We start from the raw sequence: 21,436 nt of genomic DNA, 5'->3' as shown, positions 1-21,436 counted from the left end.
TCCTGCCGCGCCCTAGAATGGCCCGATGCGCACAGACGACCTCTCCCTCCTGCTGAACTCCCTCAACGATGCCCAACGCCAGGCCGTAGCGGCCACGCTCGGGCGTCAACTGGTGCTTGCTGGCGCCGGTTCCGGTAAAACCCGCGTGCTGGTGCACCGCATTGCCTGGCTGATCCAGGTGGAGCAGGCATCGCCGCACTCGATCCTGTCGGTGACCTTCACCAACAAGGCCGCGGCAGAAATGCGCCAGCGTATCGAGCAACTGCTGGGTATCAACCCGGCGGGCATGTGGGTCGGCACCTTCCACGGCCTGGCCCATCGCCTACTGCGGGCCCATTGGCAGGAAGCGAGGCTGGTGCAGAACTTCCAGATCCTCGACAGCGACGACCAGCAGCGCCTGATCAAGCGGGTGATGCGCGAGTTGGGCCTGGACGAGCAGAAATGGCCGGCACGCCAGGCCCAGTGGTTCATCAACGGGCAAAAGGACGAAGGCCTGCGTCCACAGCATATCCAGGCCGGGGGCGACCTGTTCCTGTCGACCATGCGCGACGTCTATACCGCCTATGAGCAGGCCTGCGAGCGCGCCGGGGTCATCGACTTCTCCGAGCTGCTGCTGCGCGCCTTGGACTTGTGGCGCGACCACCCGGGCCTGCTGGAGCACTACCAGCGGCGCTTCCGCCACGTGCTGGTGGACGAGTTCCAGGATACCAACGCCGTGCAGTACGCCTGGCTGCGCCTGCTGGCGCGCGGCGGTGACAGCCTGATGGCGGTGGGCGATGACGACCAGTCGATCTACGGCTGGCGCGGTGCCAAGATCGAGAACATTCACCAGTACACTGCCGACTTCCCCGACGCCGAGATGATCCGCCTGGAGCAGAACTACCGCTCCACCGGTGGCATCCTCAAGGCGGCGAACGCACTGATCGCCAACAACAGCGGGCGCCTGGGCAAAGAGCTGTGGACCGACATGGGTGAAGGCGAACCGCTGACCCTGTATGCGGCCTACAACGAGCACGACGAAGCGCGCTACGTGGTGGAAACCATCGAGAGCCTGGTCAAGAAGGGCAATGCGCGCAACGAGATCGCCATACTGTACCGTTCCAACGCCCAGTCGCGGGTGCTGGAAGAAGCCCTGCTGCGCGAACGCATCCCCTACCGCATCTACGGTGGCCAGCGCTTCTTCGAGCGCGCCGAAATCAAGAACGCCATGGCTTACCTGCGGCTGATAGAAGGCCGCGGTAACGATGCTGCCCTGGAACGGGTGATCAACGTGCCGCCACGTGGCATTGGCGAAAAAACTGTCGAAGCCATACGCGAGCACGCCCGCCACAGCCAGCTTTCGATGTGGGAAGCAATGTGCCAGCTGCTTGCCGCCAAAGCCCTGAAAGGCCGCGCTGCCAGTGCCCTGGGTGCATTTATCGAGCTGATCGAAGGGTTAGCTGCCAAGGTCGTGGACATGCCGCTGCATACCATGACCCAAACCACCATCGAGCAGTCCGGGCTGATCATCTACCATCAGGAAGAAAAGGGTGAGAAGGGCCAGGCACGGGTAGAAAACCTTGAGGAACTGGTCAGCGCAGCGCGCAACTTCGAGTCTACCGACGAAGACGCCGACCTCTCGCCTCTCTCGGCATTCCTTGGCCACGCCTCGCTCGAAGCAGGCGATACACAGGCCGACGAGCATGAAGACAGCGTCCAGCTGATGACCTTGCACAGTGCCAAGGGCCTGGAGTTTCCGTATGTGTTCCTGGTGGGCATGGAAGAAGGCCTGTTCCCGCACAAGATGAGCCTGGAAGAGCCTGGTCGCCTGGAAGAGGAACGCCGCCTGGCTTATGTGGGTATCACCCGCGCCATGCGCCAGCTGGTCATGACCTACGCCGAAACGCGTCGCCTGTATGGCAGCGAGACCTACAACAAGGTGTCACGTTTCATACGCGAAATTCCGGCAGGCCTGGTTCAGGAAGTGCGCCTGTCCAACAGCGTCAGCCGACCGTTCGGCGGGGCCAAGACGGCCACGAACAGCAACCTGTTCGCCAATGCCAGCATTCCGCAGACCGCGTTCAACCTTGGCCAACGTGTGCAGCACGCGGTGTTTGGCGAGGGTGTGATCCTCAACTTCGAGGGCTCCGGCGCCCAGGCGCGTGTGCAGGTGAATTTTGCCGAAGGCAGCAAGTGGCTGATGCTGGGGTATGCCAAGCTCGAGGCCATCTGAAAGCCTGCGCGGTCCCTTGTAGGAGCGGCCTTTGTGGGAGCGGCCTTGTGTCGCGAAAGGGCCGCAAAGCGGCCCCACGATTGTGGCTTTGACGCTGATATCTCGGGGCTGCTTCGCAGCCCTATCGCGACACAAGGCCGCTCCCACAAGTATTGCGCCAGCATTCCGAGGGCAGGTCGTGCCGGGTTTGTAACATTCAGGCAAAAGCTCGAAACATTATGTCGCTGGTCATGTGCCCGGGAACCTGTGCACCATGACGCGCGTGCAATCCACAACAGGGGATATCCCACTTATGCAACGTTTTCTTAGCATCGCTCTGGCGCTCTGCGTCGGCCTGACGCTGAGCCTGGACGCCAACGCCAAGCGTTTTGGCGGCGGCAAGAGCTCGGGCTCCGCGCCTATTCACCAGACCCGCCAGGCCACGCCAACCACGCCTGCCGCCGCGCCGACCGCACCTGGCCGTGCCGCTCCGGCCGCCAGCGGTGCTTCGCGCTGGTTAGGCCCTCTGGCCGGCCTCGCCGCCGGTGGCCTGCTGGCTTCCATGTTCATGGGCGACGGTTTCGAAGGCTTCCAGATCATGGACTTCCTGATCGTGGCGCTCATCGCCTTCCTGGTGTTCCGCTTCATCGCCGCGCGCCGTCGCCAGCAGCAGCCGCAAATGGCCATGCCGGGCCATGCGCCGATGCAGCGTGAAACTCACGCGCAGCCGGCCCAGCCGTCGATCTTCGGTGGTTCGGCCGCACCTGCTGCCGCAGCCGCCCCGGTGATCAACGCCCCGGCCTGGTTCAACGAGCAGAACTTCCTGGCTGCTGCCCGTAACCACTTCCAGGCGCTGCAGCAGCACTGGGACGCCAACGAGATGGACATGATCGCCGAGTTCGTCACCCCGCAGATGCTCGAGTTCCTCAAGCGCGAGCGCGCCGAACTGGGTGATGGCTTCCAGTCCACCTACATCGACAACCTCGAGGTACAGCTGGACGGTGTTGACGACCGCGCCGACCGTACCGACGCCACCCTGACCTTCCGTGGCGTGTCGAAGAACTCGCGCTTCGACCAGGGCGAAGTGTTCAGCGAAAGCTGGCACATGGTTCGCGCCCAGGGCGAAAACCAGCCTTGGCTGGTGGCCGGTATCCGTCAAAACGGCTAACCGCTGCGTGCTGCACAAAAAACCCCGGGCCTGTCCCGGGGTTTTTGCTTTTGCCAGAGTGGCCTACTAGGGTATAACGCGCAGCGTTGTCATCTAGGTCAGAGGAAGTGAACCGTGGAAGAAGTGATCGAACAACTCCGTGAAGCCAACGAGCCAGTGCCGGTGCCCCTTGAGCTTCCCGACGAGGACCTGCTGGTCGAAATCGAAGAAGAGCTGTTCATTAACATTCCTTTCGTGTTCAAGGAGTTCCTGCTGACCGTCAGTGACGTGGTGTATGGCTCACTGGAGCCGGTGACCGTTACCGACCCACAGTCACATACCTACCTGCCCGACGTCGCCGCCAACGCCTGGGATGCCGGCGTACCGCGTGACCTGATTCCACTGTGCCAAGACGGCGACAACTACTACTGCGTCGAAGAGGATGGGACCGTGGTGCTGTGGGATGCCGAAGAGGAAATCGTCGGTGAAGACAGCTGGGAATCGGTGTGGCACTGGGCGCGGGATGTCTGGCTGGAGAGCTGATTTCGATCTCTGATCTGGTGCTGCTTGTGCCGGCCTCTTCGCGGGTAAACCCGCTCCCACAGGTCTTGCACAGGTGCTGATCATTGTGCAGTACCTGTGGGAGCGGGTTTACCCGCGAAGAGGCCGGCCCAGAAATGGGAAACTTATGGCCTAGTGCCACTGGTATAGTTAATATCGCCAGGCTTTCTGCGCCTGGCGACATCGCTACCGCTCCATCCCCTCGGACGACGGTGAAATCTTGCGCAGGGAGCATTGCTCTCTTCAGTGCGTATTCTCGCGGCTGTTCTCCAGCGTCTCCAGCAAGGCAATCTGCATGCGCGTATGCACGCGGATAAACCAGCGCCACAGCAAGGCCACCACCACCGCAGCCACCACGGCGATCACCAGCAGCAGCTCGCTGGTCGGTAGAATGCTCGCCGACAGCGCCGACAGCAGCAGGAAAATCACCAGCAGCGACAACAACGGGATCACCTCGGCAATAACTCGGCGCACGCGCTGAGTATGCCGTCCGGCCGTTTCCGGTTTGACGCCCATCTCTGCCAACAGCATCGACAGCGCCTTGAGCTTTCGATAGGCGGCAATCAGGAATGGCAGCGACAGCAATAGCGCTGCGCCCCAGATCAGCGCTTTCTGTTGGCTGGTATCGCTGACCCACTCGCTGAGCCAGTTGCCGATCCGCTCGGCGAAATAGCCCCCACTGAAGAAGATGGCGATCACCAGCGCCAGGTTCACCCCAACCTGCAACAGGATGCGCCGGATCATCGCCGCGAGCATGGCGCTCTCGCCTTGCGGCTGGATGCTGCGCAACCATTCGCCATACAACGACAACACCCGCGCCAGGCGGTTGGGTACCACCTTGCCCAGCTTGAGCGACAGCGGGTCGGCGGCACGGATCAGGTAGGGTGTCAGCAGCGTCGTGATTGCCGATACCGCCACAGCCACCGGGTAGAGGAAGTCGCTGGTCACCTGCAGAGTCATGCCCAGCGCGGCGATGATGAAGGAAAACTCGCCAATCTGCGAAAGCCCCATGCCCACCCGCAGTGATGTGCGCCCGTCATTTCCGGCAATGAACGCGCCCATGCCACACGACAACATCTTGCCCAACACCACCGCCAGGGTAATGACCACGATTGGCCAGGCGTAGTCGATCAGCACCTGAGGGTCGATCATCAGGCCGATGGCGACGAAGAAGATGGCGCTGAACAGGTCGCGTACCGGTTCGATCAGGCTCTCGATCTTCAGCAACTGGCGCGATTCGGCCATGATCGCGCCAATCAGGAAGGCGCCAAGCACCATGCTGTACTCGAGCTTCACCACCAGCAGGCAGAAGCCGAAGCACAGGCCCAATACGGTTATCAGCAGCATCTCGTTGCTTTCGAACTTGGCCACGTAGGCCAGCAGGCGCGGCACCAGCAGGATGCCGATGACCAGCGCGACGATCATGAACAGCGACAGCTTGCCGACAGTGGAGAACACCTCGCCCGAGCTGACCGTGCCGCTGACGGCGATGCCCGATAGCAGGGCGATGATGCCGATACCGAGGATGTCCTCGACGATCAGCACGCCGAATATCAGCTGGGCGAAACGCTCGTTCTTCATCTTCAGGTCGTTGAGCGCCTTGACGATGATGGTCGTCGAGGAAATCGCCAGGATGGCACCGAGGAACAGCGAATCCATGGTGCTCCAGCCGAACCAGCGCCCTATCTCGAAACCGATCCAGATCATCAGCACGATTTCCAGGAATGCCGCGATGAACGCCGTGGCGCCTACCTTGAACAGCTTGCGCAGGCTGAATTCGAGCCCCAGGCAGAACATCAGGAAGATCACCCCCAGCTCGGCGAGGGTCTTGATGGTGTCTTCATCGTGGATCAGGCCGAACGGTGGGGTGTGCGGGCCGATGATGAAGCCGGCGACGATGTAGCCCAACACCACGGGCTGCTTGAGGCGGTGAAAGAGAATGGTGACCACGCCAGCAACCAGCATGATGACTGCCAGGTCCTGGATGAAGCTGATGGCATGCATGGCGTGATACTCCTTTTCTCGTCCGTTGCTGGATGCCTGGGCAGACCGCTCCTCTGCCAAGGCAACCCTGAGCGAGCAGCAAGTACATACTGTTTTGAATGCAGGAAAAGCCCATGTTGCATGGGTGCAGTCAGGTTAACATCGCACCCCGCCGCAAAGAGGCGGTGCAATATGCAGAAACAGATCGGCTGGAAAAGCGCCGCTGATGGCATGATCGGCGTGACGATGGAGCGTCAGCCAACGTCCCGTACCAGGAAGGCAAATTCAAAAGAGGGGAACAGAAGTGTCTGCAGATAATGCCCCCCATTCGCCCGATTCCGCGCAACCTCACCGTGAGCACACTATGGAACCTGGAAACGCCCAGCTGAGCATGACCGTCCTGATGACCCCGGACATGGCCAACTTTTCTGGCAACGTACATGGCGGCACCCTGCTCAAGTACCTCGACGAAGTGGCCTATGCGTGCGCCAGCCGCTATGCCGGCAGCTATGTAGTCACCCTGTCGGTCGACCAGGTGATCTTCCGTGAGCCGGTGCACGTGGGTGAACTTGTGACCTTCCTGGCGTCGGTAAACTACACCGGCAACACCTCGATGGAGGTGGGCATCAAGGTGGTGACCGAGAACATCCGCGAGCGCTCGGTGCGCCATTCCAACAGCTGCTTCTTCACCATGGTCGCGGTCGACGACAACCGTCGCCCGGTGCAGGTGCCGCCGCGCCAGCCGCAAAGCAGTGAAGAAAAGCGCCGTTTCCTGCAGGGCCAGCAGCGCCGACAGATCCGCCAGGAGCTGGAAAAGCGCTACCAGGACCTGAAAACCGACGCGATTTAAAGCGCCAGCAGCTGTGCCTCGAAGCGTACCCTTGGGTGCGCAATGCGGTCCTGGGCCCGCACCAGTTGCAGTTCATAGCTGGAGCAGGCCTGGGTTTCGAGCAGCACTTCGTGTACGGCCGCAGCGGTGAATTCGAACGCCTGCACCCAGCTGTCGCCGAGTAGGACGCGGGCCAGGAACAGGCCTGAGGTCAGGTCACCCACCCCTACCGGCTGCCGCGGGAACGCCAGCAGAGGGCGGCGCAGGTGCCAGCTTTGCTCGGCGGTCACCAGCAGCATCTCGAACTGGTCCTCGGCGCGCCCGGGGTAAGCAAGGTGCTTGACCAGCACCACCTGCGGCCCGCGCTGCAACAGGCTGCGCGCCATGTTCACGCAGTCCTCCAGCGACTGCGCTCGGCGGCCACAGAAGCTGTCCAGCTCCAGCTGGTTGGGGCACAGGATGTCGGCCCTGGTAGCCGCCTCATCGAGCAGGAACTCGCTCACTTCCGCTGGCACGATACAGCCCTTCTCAGGGTGCCCCATGACCGGGTCGCAAAGGTACAAAGCCTTTGGGTTGACTGCCTTGATCCGCTCGACGCCGGCCAGAATCGCCCGACCTTGTTCGGCACTGCCCAGGTAACCGGACAGCACCGCGTCGCAATGGCCCAGCTCGCCGATGTTGGAAATGCCTTCCACCAACGCAGGAATTTGCGCAGGGGCAAGCACTTCACCTGCCCACTGGCCATACTGTGTGTGATTGGAGAACTGCACGGTATTGAGCGGCCACACATTGACCCCGATACGCTGCATGGGAAACACCGCGGCGCTGTTGCCGGCGTGGCCGAACACCACGTGGGACTGGATGGCGAGCAGGTGCGGGGTACGTTTCATGCGGGAGGTTTCCAAAGCTGTTTCAGGGATTGTGCGCGACGCAGTATGAACTCGATTGCCACCTGTACGACAGGCCAGGGACGCAGTTAAGCTGGATCGACCTGTTTGGAGCATATGCAAATGTTGACCCTGGAAAACCTCTTCGTCCTGATGCTGGTCGCCACGGCAGGCGCCTGGTTGTGGCACAACCACGGGTTGCGCGAGAAAGCCCTGGAACGGGTCAAACAGCATTGCGCCAAGCTCGACCTCGAACTGCTCGACGACGCGGTCGCACTCAAGCGTATCGCCTTTGTCCGTGACGCCAACGGCCGCAAGCGCCTGGCGCGCGTCTACGCCTTCGAGTTCACCGTCACGGGCGAGCAGCGCCACCCCGGTACCGTGACCCAGTTCGGCGCCCACAGCGTGCAGATTGAACTGGCGCCCTACCCGTTCGAGATCAAGACCCCACCGCGCACCGACAATGTCATCGAGATGCAGCAGTGGCGCCAGGAGCACAACCGCTGGCGCAACTGATCAGTTGACACGACATTCGCTCAACCCGGCCTGCAGCGCGGATTGCGATTGCGGCTGGTCGAAAATCAGCTCGATACGCGTATCCCTGCGCCAGTCGCTGGCCTGCCAGGCGGGCATGTCCCCATTCAGGCCATTGAATGATTGCCAGCCCTCCACGCTGTGGATAACCCCTTTCGCGCGCCGCCACGGCCAAGCCCGCAAGAACGCCTGCAGCCGCTGTGGATAAAACTGCTGGCCAGGGTGCCAGCGCCAGCCGATGCTCCAACCCCCCTCTCCCTGCTGTGCAAGACAGATCGGCTGCCCGGGGTCTGCCCATAGCGCTGCCGGTGGATTTACAAGATTGTCGACAATACTGTTATCCACAAGCGAGCTGTCGACAATGCCATGGGGTACAGCCGGAAGGTCCGACAAGGGCAGCCAACCTTGGACGGTCCAGAATATTTTCTTTTCATTAAATTTCTTATTTATCAACAACTTAGTGTTTTCATCCACAGCCTCTGATTTGTTCAAGACAACGCTCTCAGCAGCATCGAACGCCTGCTGTTGAGCCTCCGGAAGCTGTTCGTTCCGGACCATCGACTGCGCGTCGACGACCATCAGCAATGGCTGTATTGTCAGCACTCCAGTCCAATGGGCTTTTTGCAACTGAGCAAGCAACTGCAAGGGATGACCCAGTCCGGACGGCTCTATGAACAGCCGGTCAGGGCGGGATTTGCGCAGCAGTCGGCCCAGGCCCACCTGGAACGGCATGCCATTGACGCAGCACAGGCAGCCACCTGCGACCTCGCCGATGGCGATGCCGTCTTCGTCACGGCTGAGCAAGGCCGCATCCAGGCCTACCAGGCCGAATTCGTTGATCAATACCGCCCAGCGCTCATTGGCCGGGCGCTGGGCCAGCAGGTTACGGATCAGGGTGGTCTTGCCGGCCCCCAGCGGGCCGGCAATCACGTGGGTGGGAATGTTCTGCAGCATGGGGAGGCTTCGGGCGATGGCGATGCCTCACTATGCGCCGTCAGGCCAGCCAGTCAAGGCTGAGCAGCAGGCGCCCCTGCTGCCCCGATGGCGACCGATGCACCAGACCCGCGCCTCCGTTGCCCTGCCACTTTTCACCTTTGAGCACCGCCACATCGCCAGCTTGCAAGTACTGAACGTTATCCACAGGAAGTATTGCTGTGTGTAAGTTGCCACGAGGGCTCGCGTCCTCTTTCAACCACTCGCTACCTGGACCTGCGTAGGTAGTGAGCAGACGCAGCGGTACGTTATCCACATGGAAGCGCGGGCACATAGGGCCGGTCAGTACCCGCAGGCGCAAACCAACCCGCTGCGCACCCACCAGGCAGGTATAGGCCGCCACCAGCCAGGCCACATCTGCCACGAATGCCTCATAGCCGTGCAAGTCGGCCGCTTCGCGCAAGAGTTCGGTGAATACCGGCATGTGCCGCTCGTCCACATCGATGACGCGCTGGTCTGCCAAGGGCTGGCCGAGGCTAACCACCAGCGCGGCAAAGTCCTCCAGTTGCGGCGGCAAACGTCGGCGCCATACCGCCAGGTTTACGCCATCCTGCAGCACATCGGTCAGCACCTGCGGTGTCTCGCCAAATACCTGGAAAATATCCACAGGCTTGCGTGCAGGGTTCATGCTGCGGCCTCCTCATGCCATGAACCGAACGGATCGGGCAGGCGCAACCAGCCCATGTGCCCCAATTCCATTTCCTGATCGGTCAAAAGGCATGCATCGAGTGCTGTGGATAATTTTTCGAAGTCGATATTCTGCCCGATGAACACCAGTTCCTGGCGGCAGTCACCGCTCTCGGCAACCCAGTTCTTCAAGATCGCGGCAGTGTTATCCACATCCTGTGGCCACTGCTCGCGCGGCACGAAACGCCACCAGCGGCCCGCCAAGCCATGGCGCATCATGCCGCCTGCCTGCGACCAGCTTCCAGCTTCCTGGTATTTGCTGGCCAGCCAGAAAAAACCTTTCGAACGCAGCAGGCGGCCATTGCTCCAGGGCTTGTGGATAAAGTCGAAAAAGCGCTGTGGATGAAAGGGGCGCCGGGCCTGCCAGGTGGTGGCGGCAATGCCATACTCTTCGGTTTCCGGCACATGCTCGCCGCGCAACTCTTGCAGCCAGCCCGGTGCCTGGGCGGCCTGGTCGAAGTCGAACAGGCCGGTGTCGAGGATGCGGTCCAGCGGTACCTGGCCCATGACCATGGGCACGATCTGCGCCCGAGCATTGAGGCTGCGCAGAATGGCCATGAGCTCTTCGCGCTCGTGCTGGCTGATCAGGTCGATCTTGCTCAGCAACAGTACATCGGCGAACTCGATCTGCTCGATCAGCAAGTCACTGATTGAGCGCTCGTCTTCCTCACCCAGGGTTTCGCCACGGCTGGCCAGGCTGTCTGCTGCCTGGTAATCACGCAGGAAGTTCAGGCCATCGACCACAGTGACCATGGTGTCCAGGCGCGCCATGTCGGACAGGCTACGGCCCTGTTCGTCGCGGAAGGTGAAGGTCTCGGCCACAGGCAGTGGCTCCGAGATCCCCGTGGACTCGATCAGCAAATAATCGAAACGCCCTTCTTCAGCCAGCCGCGCCACTTCCTCGAGCAGGTCTTCACGCAGCGTGCAGCAGATGCAGCCATTGCTCATTTCCACCAACTTCTCCTCGGCACGGTTGAGGCTTACGTTGCGCTGCACCTCGCTCGCATCGATGTTGATTTCGCTCATGTCATTGACGATGACCGCGACTCGCAGGTTGTCGCGGTTACGCAGCACATGGTTGAGCAAGGTGCTCTTGCCGGCGCCAAGGAAGCCGGATAGCACGGTGACAGGGAGACGGTTGGACATGGCGAAACCTCTTCAGGCGAGCGCATTCGAAACGATGCATTGCACAATGTTATAAAGTAACAATACAATTTCGCCAAGCCGTTCGTGACGAATGAGTGCCCACCGGGAGGAAAAGTGAACCCGCCACGTGCCAGGGTGCCCCTCCCGGCATTGCAGCTTGATCGGTGGTGGCCGCTGATCTCCCTTTTGTTTGGAATAGCAGATGACTCAGCTCAAGCTCCCCGACATAGCCGCACAAACCCATGAATACGCCTTACCTTTGAACTGGGTGGGTATGTGCGGGATCGCCCAACCTGTGCAGTTCGAGGGGCGCACAGCAGCTGCCACGGTCGATGCCGGCGTTAGCCTGGTAGACGGCAGCTCACGCGGTATCCATATGTCACGGCTTTATCTCGCCCTGGAGTCGTTGGAGCACCAGCCCCTGACGCCGCTCACCATCCACCAGCTGCTGACTGACTTCCTCAGCAGCCATGAAGGCCTTTCTTCCTCAGCCTATTTGCGTCTGCGCTTCGAGCATTTGCTAAAAAGGCCTGCATTGATCAGCCCGCTGCAGGGTTGGAAAAGCTATGCCGTCACAGTCGATGCAAGGATCGAAAATGAAATGTTCCACGTGGAACTATCCGTTTCTGTCCCTTACTCCTCGACCTGCCCATGCTCGGCTGCACTTGCACGGCAACTGATTCAGCAGCAGTTCCAGGCGCATTTCAGTGCAGAGCAGGTCGACAAATCTGCAGTGCTGCAGTGGCTTGGCAGCGCCGAAGGCATCGTAGCGACGCCCCATAGCCAACGTAGTAGCGCGCAAATCCAGGTAAGGCTGCGCAGCAATCAGCAGGTTCTGCCAATCACCGAGTTGATCGACCGCATAGAAGCAAGCCTGGGGACAGCGGTGCAGACCGCAGTTAAGCGCGCAGACGAACAAGCCTTTGCCTTGGCCAACGGCCAGAATCTGATGTTCTGCGAAGACGCCGCACGACGCCTGCACAAGGCGCTACGGCAAATGGAATGGAGCACGGCCTTCAAGCTGCGCGTGGAACATGCAGAAAGCCTGCATGCCCACGATGCTGTCGCGACCAGCCAGTGGCAATGGGATGTCAGCTGCGCGGCTTGACCGAGCCGCAGTCATTACCCAACCACACGGCACGGGTGTTCATGCTGCCTTGCTGCTGTACACCCGAAGCGTTGAATGTACCGTTGACCTGGGTGGTGAATTCCCGGTCACTGAGGAAAGTCGCCTGGCCACTGCCCTGCGCTTTGGGGCAGCTGAACTGGAACTTCCATACATTGCCGGTGCGGTCGGTTATCTTTTGTGTACAACCTGACTTCGGGTCCTGCAGGGGGATATCGTTGGTTGCCACCTGTTCTGGCGTCAGGCACGAGCGCACCCCCTTACCCCCAACAGTCACTCCCTGCTTGGCCAGCACCCCTTCCATCATCGCGCGCTGCTCTGGCGGCAGGTTCTTCAACTGGCCGAGCATGAACTCCATATCGGGTAACGGCTTGCCATCGACCTGCATGTTGCTGGTGGTCAGCTCCCACAAACCTGGCTGTAGCATCTGAGCATGCACCAGCGGGCTGCTCACACCTAGGGCCAACGCCAACAGTGGCAGACGAATCTTCATGGACGAACGCTCCTGGAAAAAGCCGGCCAAGCGGGCCGGTCTGTGCCTTAGACGCCAAATCCACCTGCAGGTTGCAAGGCGGACCGGGAACGTGTTCTGTTACTCAAGTGTACTCGGCAAGCAGGATGCATATGGACTACCACAGCCCCTACTTCTTCGGTTACCTACTCGGCCTGGTTCATTTGCTGGGTATTGTCGCCGCATTACACGCACTGTTCACCGTGCGCACTGCCCAGGGCGCAATCGCCTGGGCCATGCCGTTGTTCTTCATCCCCTACCTCACCCTGATCCCTTACCTGATCTTCGGTGCGCGCTCGTTCTATGCCTACATCAAGGCTCGGCGCCAGGCCAACCAGGAAATGCATGTGGCCATGGCCAACCTCAACTGGCGGCCTTGGGTAGAAGAAGCCCTTACCGCCCGCGAGTCGGAAAGCTATGCGGCCTTGCGCGCCATGCCCAAACTCGGGCGGATGCCCTGCCTTGCCAATAACGAGGTGAAGCTGCTGATCGATGGCAAGGCAACATTCGATGCAATATTTGCCGCCATCGAAAAAGCCCGCGACGTGGTGTTGGTGCAGTTCTTCATCATCCATGACGACAACCTTGGCAAAGCATTGCAGCAACTGCTGCTTCGCAAAGCCGCCGAGGGGGTGCGGGTGTTCGTGCTGTATGACCGTGTCGGCAGCCATGCCTTGCCGGCAAGCTACAGCCAGTTGATGCGCGACGGTGGTGTACAGATTCATGCCTTCGCAACCCGTCGGGGCTGGTTCAACCGCTTCCAGGTTAATTTCCGTAACCACCGCAAAATCGTGGTGGTGGATGGCTTGCTCGGTTTCATCGGCGGGCACAACGTGGGCGATGAGTACCTCGGTGGCCATCCGCAGCTTTCACCTTGGCGCGACACCCACGTGCAGATCAGCGGGCCGGTGCTAGCCTGCCTGCAGGAGTCGTTCGCCGAGGACTGGTACTGGGCCACGCGCCAACTACCGCCGCTGATTCTGCCGGACGCCTACCCTGACAACGGCGTGCTGTGCCAAGCCTTGGCCAGCGGCCCGGCCGATCCACAGGAAACCTGCTCGCTGTTCTTCCTTGAGGCGATCCATTCAGCCACCCGGCGCGTGTGGATCACCAGCCCGTACTTCATCCCCGACGAGGCGGTGTTCGCCGCGTTGCGTTTGGCGGTACTGCGTGGGGTCGATGTGCGAGTGCTGATTCCGTCACGCCCAGACCATCGCATCGTCTATGCCGCCTCCAGCCTTTTCGCCTTCGAAGCGGTACGTGCGGGTGTACGCATGTTCCGCTACCAACCGGGTTTCCTGCATCAGAAGGTGGTGCTGGTGGATGACGATGTCAGCGCTATAGGCAGTGCCAACCTGGACAACCGCTCGTTCCGCCTGAACTTCGAAATCACCCTGTTGACAGTCGATCGCGGCTTCGCTGACCAGGTCGAGAACATGCTGAACAATGACTTTGAACAGGCACGGGAAATTACTGCGGAGGACAGCCGCGATACTCATCGGCTGCAGCAACTGGGGATGCGGATTGCTCGGCTGATTTCGCCGATTCTCTGATGCGCCTGCGCCCGTTGCAGGGTATCGCGGACCTTGTGGGAGCGGGTTTACCCGCGAAGACGTCAGTGGCTGTACCGACGCATTCGCGGGTAAACCCGCTCCACAGGGTATGGTGTCGCGCTTGCGTGCTTTGTTGCAATTCAGCGATACAGGTCTTCACGCGTCCAAGGCAGGTCATGGTGCCCATCGGCGTACGGCTTCACGGCCAGGATCTGATGCAGGTTGATCCAGCCCTTCTGGAAGGCATAGGCACACCCGGCCAGGTACAGGCGCCAGATGCGCAAGGTCTTCTCGGGCACCAGCGCCGCCGCCTTGTGCAGCTGGTTCTCCAGGTTCTCGCTCCAGTGGTGCAAGGTCTTGGCGTAGTGCAAACGCAGGCTCTCCACGTCTACTACCTCCAATCCCGCTTCACAGATGCTGGCACTGATCATCGACAGGTGCGGCAGCTCGCCATGGGGGAACACGTAGCGATCGATGAACTCGCCAGCGCCACGCCCGACCGGGCGACCATCCACATGCTTGGCGGTAATACCGTGATTCATCACCAGGCCCCCTTCCCTCACGGCACCGAACAGCTTCTGGCTATACAGCGCCAAGTTGGCATGCCCGACATGCTCGAACATGCCAACGCTGACAACCTTGTCGAAGCGGCCGTCCTGAGGCAGGTCGCGGTAGTCGAGAATCTGCAGGTCGACCTTGTCGGCCAACCCCTCTGCCTTCACCCGCTCGCGACCGAGCTTGAGCTGCTCCTTGCTCAAGGTGATACCAAACACCTTGGCGCCATATTCGCGAGCAGCGAAACGCGCCAGCCCACCCCAGCCGCAGCCAACGTCGAGCAGGTAATCACCCGCTTCCAGGCGTAGCTTGCGGCACAGATGATCGAATTTGTCCTGCTGTGCCTGATCCAGCGTGTTGTCCGGCTCACGGAAGTAGGCGCACGAGTAGGCCATGTCCTGATCCAGCCATAGCTGGTAGAACGCGTTTGAAACATCGTAATGGTAGGAAATCGCTTCGGCGTCGGTGCTCTTGTCGTGGGCCTGACGCTGCGGTGGGGTGTCGTCTTCGTCGGTCATTAGCGCTTCGCTCAGCTCATCGCATACGCGGATGGCTTCACCAATATCGCCTTCAAGCTCCAGCTTGCCTTCGACGAATGCCGTGCCCAGTTGGTCCATGCTCGGGTGGCTCAACTGGCTGATCAGCTGTGGCTCCTTGACCAGGATAGTGACCTGCGGGCTAGGCCCCAGATCGAACTGGTTACCGTCCCACAGTTTCAGCCGCAGCGGCAGATGCAGGCTCTGCAGTGCCGGTGGAAGTTGCGCAAGCATGAACGACCCTCCTGTCCGTATTTGGCCACGACGCCTGATATTTCGAACGTCGCCGGATCAGAGTAGTTCATTCGTGGGATGTTTCCTCTAAACGAGACCATGGTCTAGAACCAACTAGTCTTATGCACACCTCGGATTGTATACAATTCTTGCATCTCAGCTTAACCTTGTGCCCCTCTTGCGCTTCTTCATCCTGGAGTTGAACCCATGAAATCCTATGACGTGGTGATCATCGGCGGTGGCCCTGGCGGCTACAACGCAGCCATCCGCGCCGGCCAACTGGGCCTGAGCGTAGCCTGCGTGGAAGGCCGCTCGACCTTGGGCGGCACCTGCCTGAACGTGGGCTGCATGCCCTCCAAGGCACTGTTGCATGCTTCCGAGCTGTACGAAGCTGCCAGTGGTGACGAGTTCGCCCACCTCGGTATCGAAGTCAAACCTACCCTCAACCTCGCCCAGATGATGAAACAGAAGGACGAGAGCGTGACCGGCCTGACCAAGGGCATCGAGTACCTGTTCCGCAAGAACAAAGTCGACTGGATCAAGGGCTGGGGTCGCCTGGATGGCGTCGGCAAGGTCGTGGTCAAGGCTGAGGATGGCAGCGAAACCGCACTGCGGGCCAAAGATATCGTCATTGCCACCGGCTCCGAACCTACGGCCCTGCCGGGCGTGACCATCGACAACCAGCGCATCATCGACTCGACCGGCGCGCTGTCGCTGCCACAGGTGCCCAAACATTTGGTCGTCATCGGAGCTGGCGTGATCGGCCTCGAGTTGGGTTCGGTATGGCGCCGCCTGGGCAGCCAGGTCACGGTCATCGAATACCTCGACCGCATCTGTCCGGGCACCGACGAAGAAACCGCCAAGACCCTGCAGAAGGCCTTGGCCAAACAAGGCATGGTGTTCAAGCTGGGTAGCAAGGTGACCCAGGCGAACGCCAGCGCCGATGGCGTGAACCTGACCCTGGAGCCAGCAGCTGGTGGCACCGCAGAAACGCTGCAGGCTGACTATGTACTGGTCGCCATCGGTCGCCGCCCCTATACCAGAGGGCTGAACCTGGAAAGCGTGGGCCTGGAAACCGACAAGCGCGGCATGCTCGGCAATGACCACCACCGCACTTCCGTGCCGGGTATCTGGGTGATTGGCGACGTCACCTCCGGCCCGATGCTGGCGCACAAAGCCGAAGACGAAGCGGTGGCCTGCATCGAACGCATCGCTGGCAAGCCCCACGAGGTCAACTACAACCTTATCCCTGGCGTGATCTACACCCGCCCCGAGTTGGCCACCGTGGGCAAGACCGAAGAGCAGCTCAAGGCCGAAGGGCGTGCCTATAAAGTCGGCAAGTTCCCGTTCACGGCCAACAGCCGGGCCAAGATCAACCACGAGACCGAAGGCTTCGCCAAGGTCATCGCCGATGCCGAGACCGACGAAGTGCTGGGTGTGCACCTGGTAGGCCCAAGTGTCAGCGAGATGATTGGTGAGTTCTGCGTGGCCATGGAGTTCTCGGCCTCGGCGGAAGACATCGCCCTCACCTGCCACCCCCACCCGACCCGCTCCGAGGCCTTGCGCCAGGCAGCGATGAATGTGGACGGGATGGCGATGCAGATTTGATGTGAGATAGCCGGGGGCTGCAAAGCGCCCCTGGCTTCTGGCTTACTCGACCGTAACCGACTTGGCTAGGTTACGCGGCTGGTCCACGTCGGTGCCCTTGAGCACGGCCACGTAGTAAGACAGCAGCTGCAGCGGGATGGTGTACAGGATTGGTGCCAGGGCGTCGGCGATGTGCGGCACCTTGATCACGTGGGTACCTTCGCCATTGGTCATGCCGGCCTGCTCGTCTGCAAACACTACCAGCTCGCCACCACGGGCGCGTACTTCCTGCAGGTTGGACTTCAGCTTCTCCAGCAGTTCGTTATTCGGCGCAACGGTTACCACTGGCATGTCGTTGTCCACCAGAGCCAGCGGGCCGTGCTTCAGCTCGCCTGCCGGGTAGGCTTCGGCGTGGATGTAGGAGATTTCCTTGAGCTTGAGCGCACCTTCCATCGCCACCGGGTACTGCGCACCACGGCCGAGGAACAGGGTGTGGTGCTTGTCGGCGAACAGCTCGGCGATTTTCTCGACGGTGGCGTCCATGGCCAGGGCTTCGCCCAGGCGGGCCGGTAGGCGGCGCAGTTCATCAACCAGCTCGGCTTCGACGCCGGCTTCCAGGGTACCGCGCACCTGGCCCAGAGCCAGGGTCAGCAGCATCAGCGAAACAAGCTGGGTGGTGAAAGCCTTGGTCGAAGCCACGCCGATTTCCGGGCCGGCCAGAGTCAGCAGGGTCAGGTCCGACTCACGCACCAGCGAACTGATACCGACGTTGCAGATCGCCAGGCTGCCGAGGAAGCCCAGCTCCTTGGCGTTGCGCAGTGCGGCCAGGGTGTCGGCGGTTTCGCCAGACTGCGAGATGGAGACGAACAGGGTGTCCGGCTGCACTACCACCTTGCGGTAACGGAACTCGCTGGCCACTTCGACCTGGCACGGGATCCCGGCCAGGCTTTCCAGCCAGTAACGGGCGACCATGCCGGCGTGGTAGCTGGTACCGCAGGCAACGATCTGCACGTTACGCACCTTGGCGAACAGTTCGGCAGCCTGCGGGCCGAAGGCCTGGACCATAACGTTGTCCTTGCCCAGGCGGCCTTCCAGGGTGCGCTGCACCACGCTTGGCTGCTCGTGGATTTCCTTGAGCATGAAGTGGCGGTAGGTACCTTTGTCGGCAGCTTCGGCACCTTCGTGGTACTGCACGGTTTCGCGCTGGACCTTGTGGCCATCCTGGTCCCAGATGGAGACTTGGTCACGGCGGATTTCGGCGATGTCGCCTTCTTCCAGGTACATGAAGCGGTCGGTGACCTGGCGCAGGGCCAGCTGGTCGGACGCCAGGAAGTTCTCGCCCAGGCCCAGGCCGATCACCAGCGGGCTGCCACTGCGTGCGGCTACCAGGCGGTCAGGCTGCTTGGCACTGATCAGCGCCAGGCCGTAAGCACCATGCAGGCGCTTCACCGCAGCCTTCAGGGCATCGGTCAGGTCCGGAATGCTCTTCAGGGTGTGGTGGATCAGGTGGACGATGACTTCGGTATCAGTCTGCGAAGTGAAGACATAGCCAAGGCCCTTCAGCTCTTCGCGCAGTTCTTCGTGGTTCTCGATGATGCCGTTGTGCACCACGGCCACTTCATGGCCCGAGAAGTGCGGGTGGGCGTTGCCCTCGGTCGGCGCACCGTGGGTGGCCCAGCGAGTGTGGGCGATGCCCAGCTGGCCGGCCAGTGGCTCGGCGGCAACAGCGGCTTCCAGTTCACTGACCTTGCCGATACGGCGACGGCGCTGCAGTTCACCGTTCTGGGTGAGGACGGCCAGGCCGGCGCTGTCGTACCCGCGGTACTCAAGACGCTTGAGGCCTTCGATCAGGATGGCTGTGATGTTGCGCTCGGCGACGGCACCAACGATTCCACACATGGTTTATTGCTCCTGGCTGATCGCGGCGCAGATCAGGTTGATGCCGCGGGCTTGAATTTGTTCGCGTGCCGCTGCGGGCAGGCGTTCGTCAGTAATAAGGGTGTGCACGCTGCCCCAGGGCAGCTCGAGGTTGGGGATCTTGCGCCCTACCTTGTCCGATTCGACCATCACGATCACTTCACGGGCGACTTCGGCCATGACCCGGCTCAGCCCGAGAAGTTCGTTGAAGGTGGTGGTACCGCGGCCGAGGTCGATGCCGTCGGCGCCGATGAACAGTTGGTCGAAATCGTAGGAGCGCAACACCTGCTCGGCCACCTGGCCCTGGAACGACTCGGAATGCGGGTCCCAGGTGCCACCGGTCATCAGCAGCACCGGCTCGTGTTCGAGGTCGCAGATGGCGCGGGCCACGTTCATCGAATTGGTCATCACCACCAGGCCAGGATGGCGGCCCAGTTCAGGGATCATGGCTGCCGTGGTGCTGCCGCTGTCGATGATGATGCGCGCATGTTCGCGGATACGCGCCACAGCAGCGCGGGCGATGGCCTTTTTATAGGAAGACACCGGCTGGGCAGGTTCACCGAGCAGCTCTTGAGGCACCGGGACCGCGCCACCATAACGCCGTAGCAACAGGCCATTGGTTTCCAGGGCAGCGAGGTCCTTGCGGATGGTGACCTCCGAGGTAGCGAAACGCTTGGCCAACGCGTCCACACTCACCTCGCCCTGCTCGCTGAGCAAAGCCAGGATGTTGTGCCGCCGCTGCGGGGTGTTTCGTTTCGACATGAGCGCTTAAGTTTCGATTCGAAAGATAATGATGGCAATCAAAACCTAAGATGAGCGATTCGTCAAGTCGTCACTGCCCTGTGGATAGATTCTCTCTGCACTGGCGCGGCCCCTGTAGGAGCGGCCTTGTGTCGCGATGGGCCGCAGCGCGGCCCCAGGGTTTTCGAGGCAAAACAGAAATTGTCGGGCCTACTTTGCAGTCCATCGCGACACAAGGTCGCTCCTACAGAGGCTGCGATATGCCGCAAAATAAAAAGCCGACTTATTCACATAAGTCGGCTTTCGATCGAAACAGCTGTGTATAACTCAGCTCTTCTTGATCTTTTCCGGCCGCTTCCAACCCGAGATGTTGCGCTGACGTGCACGAGCCACCGCCAGATCGCCTGCCTCAACGGTCTGAGTGATGGTCGAACCGGCTGCAGTGGTCGCACCAGCCTTGATTTCCACAGGCGCTACCAACGAGTTGTTCGAGCCGATGAATACATCCTCGCCCATCACGGTCTTGAACTTGTTCGCGCCATCGTAGTTGCAGGTGATGGTGCCGGCGCCGATGTTGGTACGAGCACCGATTTCGGCATCGCCCAGATAAGTCAGGTGACCGGCCTTGGCGCCCTCACCCAGGTGAGCGTTCTTCAGTTCGACGAAGTTACCCACATGTGCCTTGGCGTCCAGCACGCTACCCGGGCGCAGGCGGGCGAACGGGCCGGCATCGCTGCCCTCGCCCATCACGGCGCCTTCAAGGTGGCTGTTGGCCTTGACCACTGCGCCTTTGCGCAGGGTGGTGTTCTTGATCACGCAGTTAGGGCCGATCTGCACATCGTCCTCGATGACCACCTTGCCTTCGAGAATCACGTTGATATCGATCAGCACGTCACGGCCAACGGTCACTTCACCGCGGACATCGAAGCGCGACGGGTCGCGCAAAGTTACGCCCTGGGCCATCAGGCGACGGCCTTCACGCAACTGGTAGTGGCGCTCCAGTTCGGACAGCTGGCGACGGTCGTTGGCACCTTGCACTTCCATCGGGTCGTGCGGCTGTTCAGTAGCCACTACCAGGCCGTCAGCTACAGCCATGGCGATGACATCGGTCAGGTAATACTCACCCTGGGCATTGTTGTTCGACAGGCGACCCATCCAGTCGGCCAGACGCGCGACCGGCAGGGCCAGAATACCGGTGTTGCCTTCCTTGATCGCTTTCTGCGCATCGTTGGCGTCCTTGTGCTCAACGATGGCGGTCACCTTCCCCTGCTCGTCACGCACGATACGGCCATAACCGGTCGGGTCGTCGAGGGTCACCGTGAGCAGGCCCAGCTGCTGCTCGTTGGCCTTCGCCAGCAGGCGCTGCAGGGTTTCCACTTCAATCAACGGCACATCACCGTACAGCACCAGCACGGTTTCGGCGGTCAAGGCCGGCAATGCCTGGGCAACCGCATGGCCGGTACCCAGCTGCTTATCCTGCATGACGAAGTTCAGGTCGTCGGCGGCCAGGCGCTCGCGAACCAGCTCGGCACCATGGCCAATGACCACATGAATACCTTGCGGCTGCAGCTGGCGCGCGCTGTGGATAACATGGCCGAGCATGGAGTTGCCGGCAACCGGGTGCAGCACCTTGGGCAGCGCCGAGCGCATGCGGGTGCCTTGGCCGGCGGCGAGAATAACGATATCGAGTGACATTACTGGCTACCAATCCTGGGTGG

Annotated in this window: 18 protein-coding genes; 8 read left to right on the top strand and 10 right to left on the bottom strand. The window is 61.1% G+C overall.

Annotated features, from left to right (window positions below; all coding sequences use genetic code 11):
* Positions 1-25: 25 nt before the first annotated feature.
* The 3 genes from uvrD (at position 26) to CAG18_RS19925 (ending at position 3,881) form a co-directional block, all read left to right on the top strand.
* The gene (gene uvrD, locus CAG18_RS19935) at positions 26-2,212 is read left to right on the top strand and encodes a DNA helicase II (protein WP_061550219.1); all 2,187 of its coding nucleotides are present in this window, start codon (positions 26-28) and stop codon (positions 2,210-2,212) included.
* 292 nt (positions 2,213-2,504) lie between these two features.
* Entirely contained in the window at positions 2,505-3,359 is an 855-nt protein-coding gene (locus tag CAG18_RS19930; protein WP_061550218.1) for a Tim44 domain-containing protein, read from the top strand.
* Positions 3,360-3,473: 114 nt separating this feature from the next.
* A complete protein-coding gene (locus CAG18_RS19925; RefSeq protein WP_013974843.1) occupies positions 3,474-3,881 on the top strand; it encodes an SMI1/KNR4 family protein in 408 nt (135 codons plus the stop codon).
* A gap of 261 nt (positions 3,882-4,142) precedes the next feature.
* Here the strand turns inward: CAG18_RS19925 and CAG18_RS19920 are convergent, their stop codons facing one another.
* Positions 4,143-5,903 carry a cation:proton antiporter gene (locus CAG18_RS19920; RefSeq protein ID WP_085721410.1) on the bottom strand — a complete coding sequence of 587 codons (1,761 nt, stop codon included), beginning with the start codon at positions 5,901-5,903 and terminating at the stop codon, positions 4,143-4,145.
* Positions 5,904-6,246: 343 nt separating this feature from the next.
* Here CAG18_RS19920 and CAG18_RS19915 point away from each other — a divergent pair, with 343 nt between their 5' ends.
* On the top strand, positions 6,247-6,732 hold the full coding sequence (locus tag CAG18_RS19915; RefSeq protein ID WP_003260046.1) for an acyl-CoA thioesterase: 486 nt from the start codon (positions 6,247-6,249) through the stop codon (positions 6,730-6,732).
* On the opposite strand, the gene pdxY is transcribed toward CAG18_RS19915, so the two are convergent.
* A complete protein-coding gene (gene pdxY / locus CAG18_RS19910) occupies positions 6,729-7,601 on the bottom strand; it encodes a pyridoxal kinase PdxY (protein WP_013974845.1) in 873 nt (290 codons plus the stop codon). The genes CAG18_RS19915 and pdxY overlap by 4 nt on opposite strands.
* 120 nt (positions 7,602-7,721) lie before the next feature.
* On the opposite strand from pdxY, the gene CAG18_RS19905 reads away from it, so the two are divergent.
* Positions 7,722-8,114: a DUF3301 domain-containing protein gene (locus CAG18_RS19905; protein WP_015272369.1), complete on the top strand. Its 393-nt coding sequence runs from the start codon at positions 7,722-7,724 to the stop codon at positions 8,112-8,114.
* Here CAG18_RS19905 and CAG18_RS19900 read toward each other — a convergent pair whose 3' ends face one another.
* From CAG18_RS19900 to zigA, 3 genes are read right to left on the bottom strand one after another with little or no spacing between them, the layout of a single operon-like run.
* Positions 8,115-9,086: a GTP-binding protein gene (locus tag CAG18_RS19900; protein ID WP_085721409.1), complete on the bottom strand. Its 972-nt coding sequence runs from the start codon at positions 9,084-9,086 to the stop codon at positions 8,115-8,117. It lies immediately after the preceding gene.
* Positions 9,087-9,126: 40 nt separating this feature from the next.
* Complete coding sequence (locus CAG18_RS19895; RefSeq protein WP_054572033.1) at positions 9,127-9,753, bottom strand: DUF1826 domain-containing protein; 627 nt, start codon at positions 9,751-9,753, stop codon at positions 9,127-9,129.
* Complete coding sequence (zigA, locus tag CAG18_RS19890) at positions 9,750-10,958, bottom strand: zinc metallochaperone GTPase ZigA (protein WP_054572034.1); 1,209 nt, start codon at positions 10,956-10,958, stop codon at positions 9,750-9,752. The genes CAG18_RS19895 and zigA overlap by 4 nt, the downstream gene beginning before the upstream one ends.
* A 202-nt stretch (positions 10,959-11,160) precedes the next feature.
* Between zigA and folE2 the strand changes: the two genes are divergently transcribed.
* On the top strand, positions 11,161-12,066 hold the full coding sequence (gene folE2, locus CAG18_RS19885) for a GTP cyclohydrolase FolE2 (protein WP_015272373.1): 906 nt from the start codon (positions 11,161-11,163) through the stop codon (positions 12,064-12,066).
* Here the strand turns inward: folE2 and CAG18_RS19880 are convergent.
* A complete protein-coding gene (locus tag CAG18_RS19880) occupies positions 12,050-12,577 on the bottom strand; it encodes a DUF3617 domain-containing protein (RefSeq protein WP_015272374.1) in 528 nt (175 codons plus the stop codon). The two genes, folE2 and CAG18_RS19880, sit on opposite strands and share 17 nt — an antisense overlap.
* A gap of 131 nt (positions 12,578-12,708) precedes the next feature.
* On the opposite strand from CAG18_RS19880, the gene cls reads away from it, so the two are divergent.
* Positions 12,709-14,148: a cardiolipin synthase gene (cls, locus tag CAG18_RS19875; RefSeq protein ID WP_015272375.1), complete on the top strand. Its 1,440-nt coding sequence runs from the start codon at positions 12,709-12,711 to the stop codon at positions 14,146-14,148.
* 140 nt (positions 14,149-14,288) lie between these two features.
* On the opposite strand, the gene cfaB is transcribed toward cls, so the two are convergent.
* Positions 14,289-15,473: a C17 cyclopropane fatty acid synthase CfaB gene (cfaB, locus tag CAG18_RS19870; RefSeq protein ID WP_015272376.1), complete on the bottom strand. Its 1,185-nt coding sequence runs from the start codon at positions 15,471-15,473 to the stop codon at positions 14,289-14,291.
* A gap of 207 nt (positions 15,474-15,680) precedes the next feature.
* On the opposite strand from cfaB, the gene lpdA reads away from it, so the two are divergent.
* The gene (gene lpdA, locus CAG18_RS19865; protein ID WP_085721408.1) at positions 15,681-17,081 is read left to right on the top strand and encodes a dihydrolipoyl dehydrogenase; all 1,401 of its coding nucleotides are present in this window, start codon (positions 15,681-15,683) and stop codon (positions 17,079-17,081) included.
* 42 nt (positions 17,082-17,123) lie between these two features.
* On the opposite strand, the gene glmS is transcribed toward lpdA, so the two are convergent.
* From glmS to glmU, 3 genes are all read right to left on the bottom strand, one after another.
* Complete coding sequence (gene glmS / locus CAG18_RS19860; RefSeq protein WP_015268399.1) at positions 17,124-18,959, bottom strand: glutamine--fructose-6-phosphate transaminase (isomerizing); 1,836 nt, start codon at positions 18,957-18,959, stop codon at positions 17,124-17,126.
* Between the two features lie 3 nt (positions 18,960-18,962).
* Entirely contained in the window at positions 18,963-19,739 is a 777-nt protein-coding gene (locus CAG18_RS19855; protein WP_015268400.1) for a DeoR/GlpR family DNA-binding transcription regulator, read from the bottom strand.
* A gap of 306 nt (positions 19,740-20,045) precedes the next feature.
* Entirely contained in the window at positions 20,046-21,413 is a 1,368-nt protein-coding gene (glmU, locus tag CAG18_RS19850) for a bifunctional UDP-N-acetylglucosamine diphosphorylase/glucosamine-1-phosphate N-acetyltransferase GlmU (protein ID WP_085721407.1), read from the bottom strand.
* Positions 21,414-21,436: the final 23 nt, after the last annotated feature.

The sequence above is a fragment of the Pseudomonas sp. B22(2017) genome (assembly GCF_002113105.1).
In the GTDB taxonomy this organism is placed as follows: domain Bacteria; phylum Pseudomonadota; class Gammaproteobacteria; order Pseudomonadales; family Pseudomonadaceae; genus Aquipseudomonas; species Aquipseudomonas asiatica.
The sequence above is the reverse complement of the archived record's forward strand: the minus strand, read 5'-3'. Positions and strand labels throughout refer to the sequence as shown.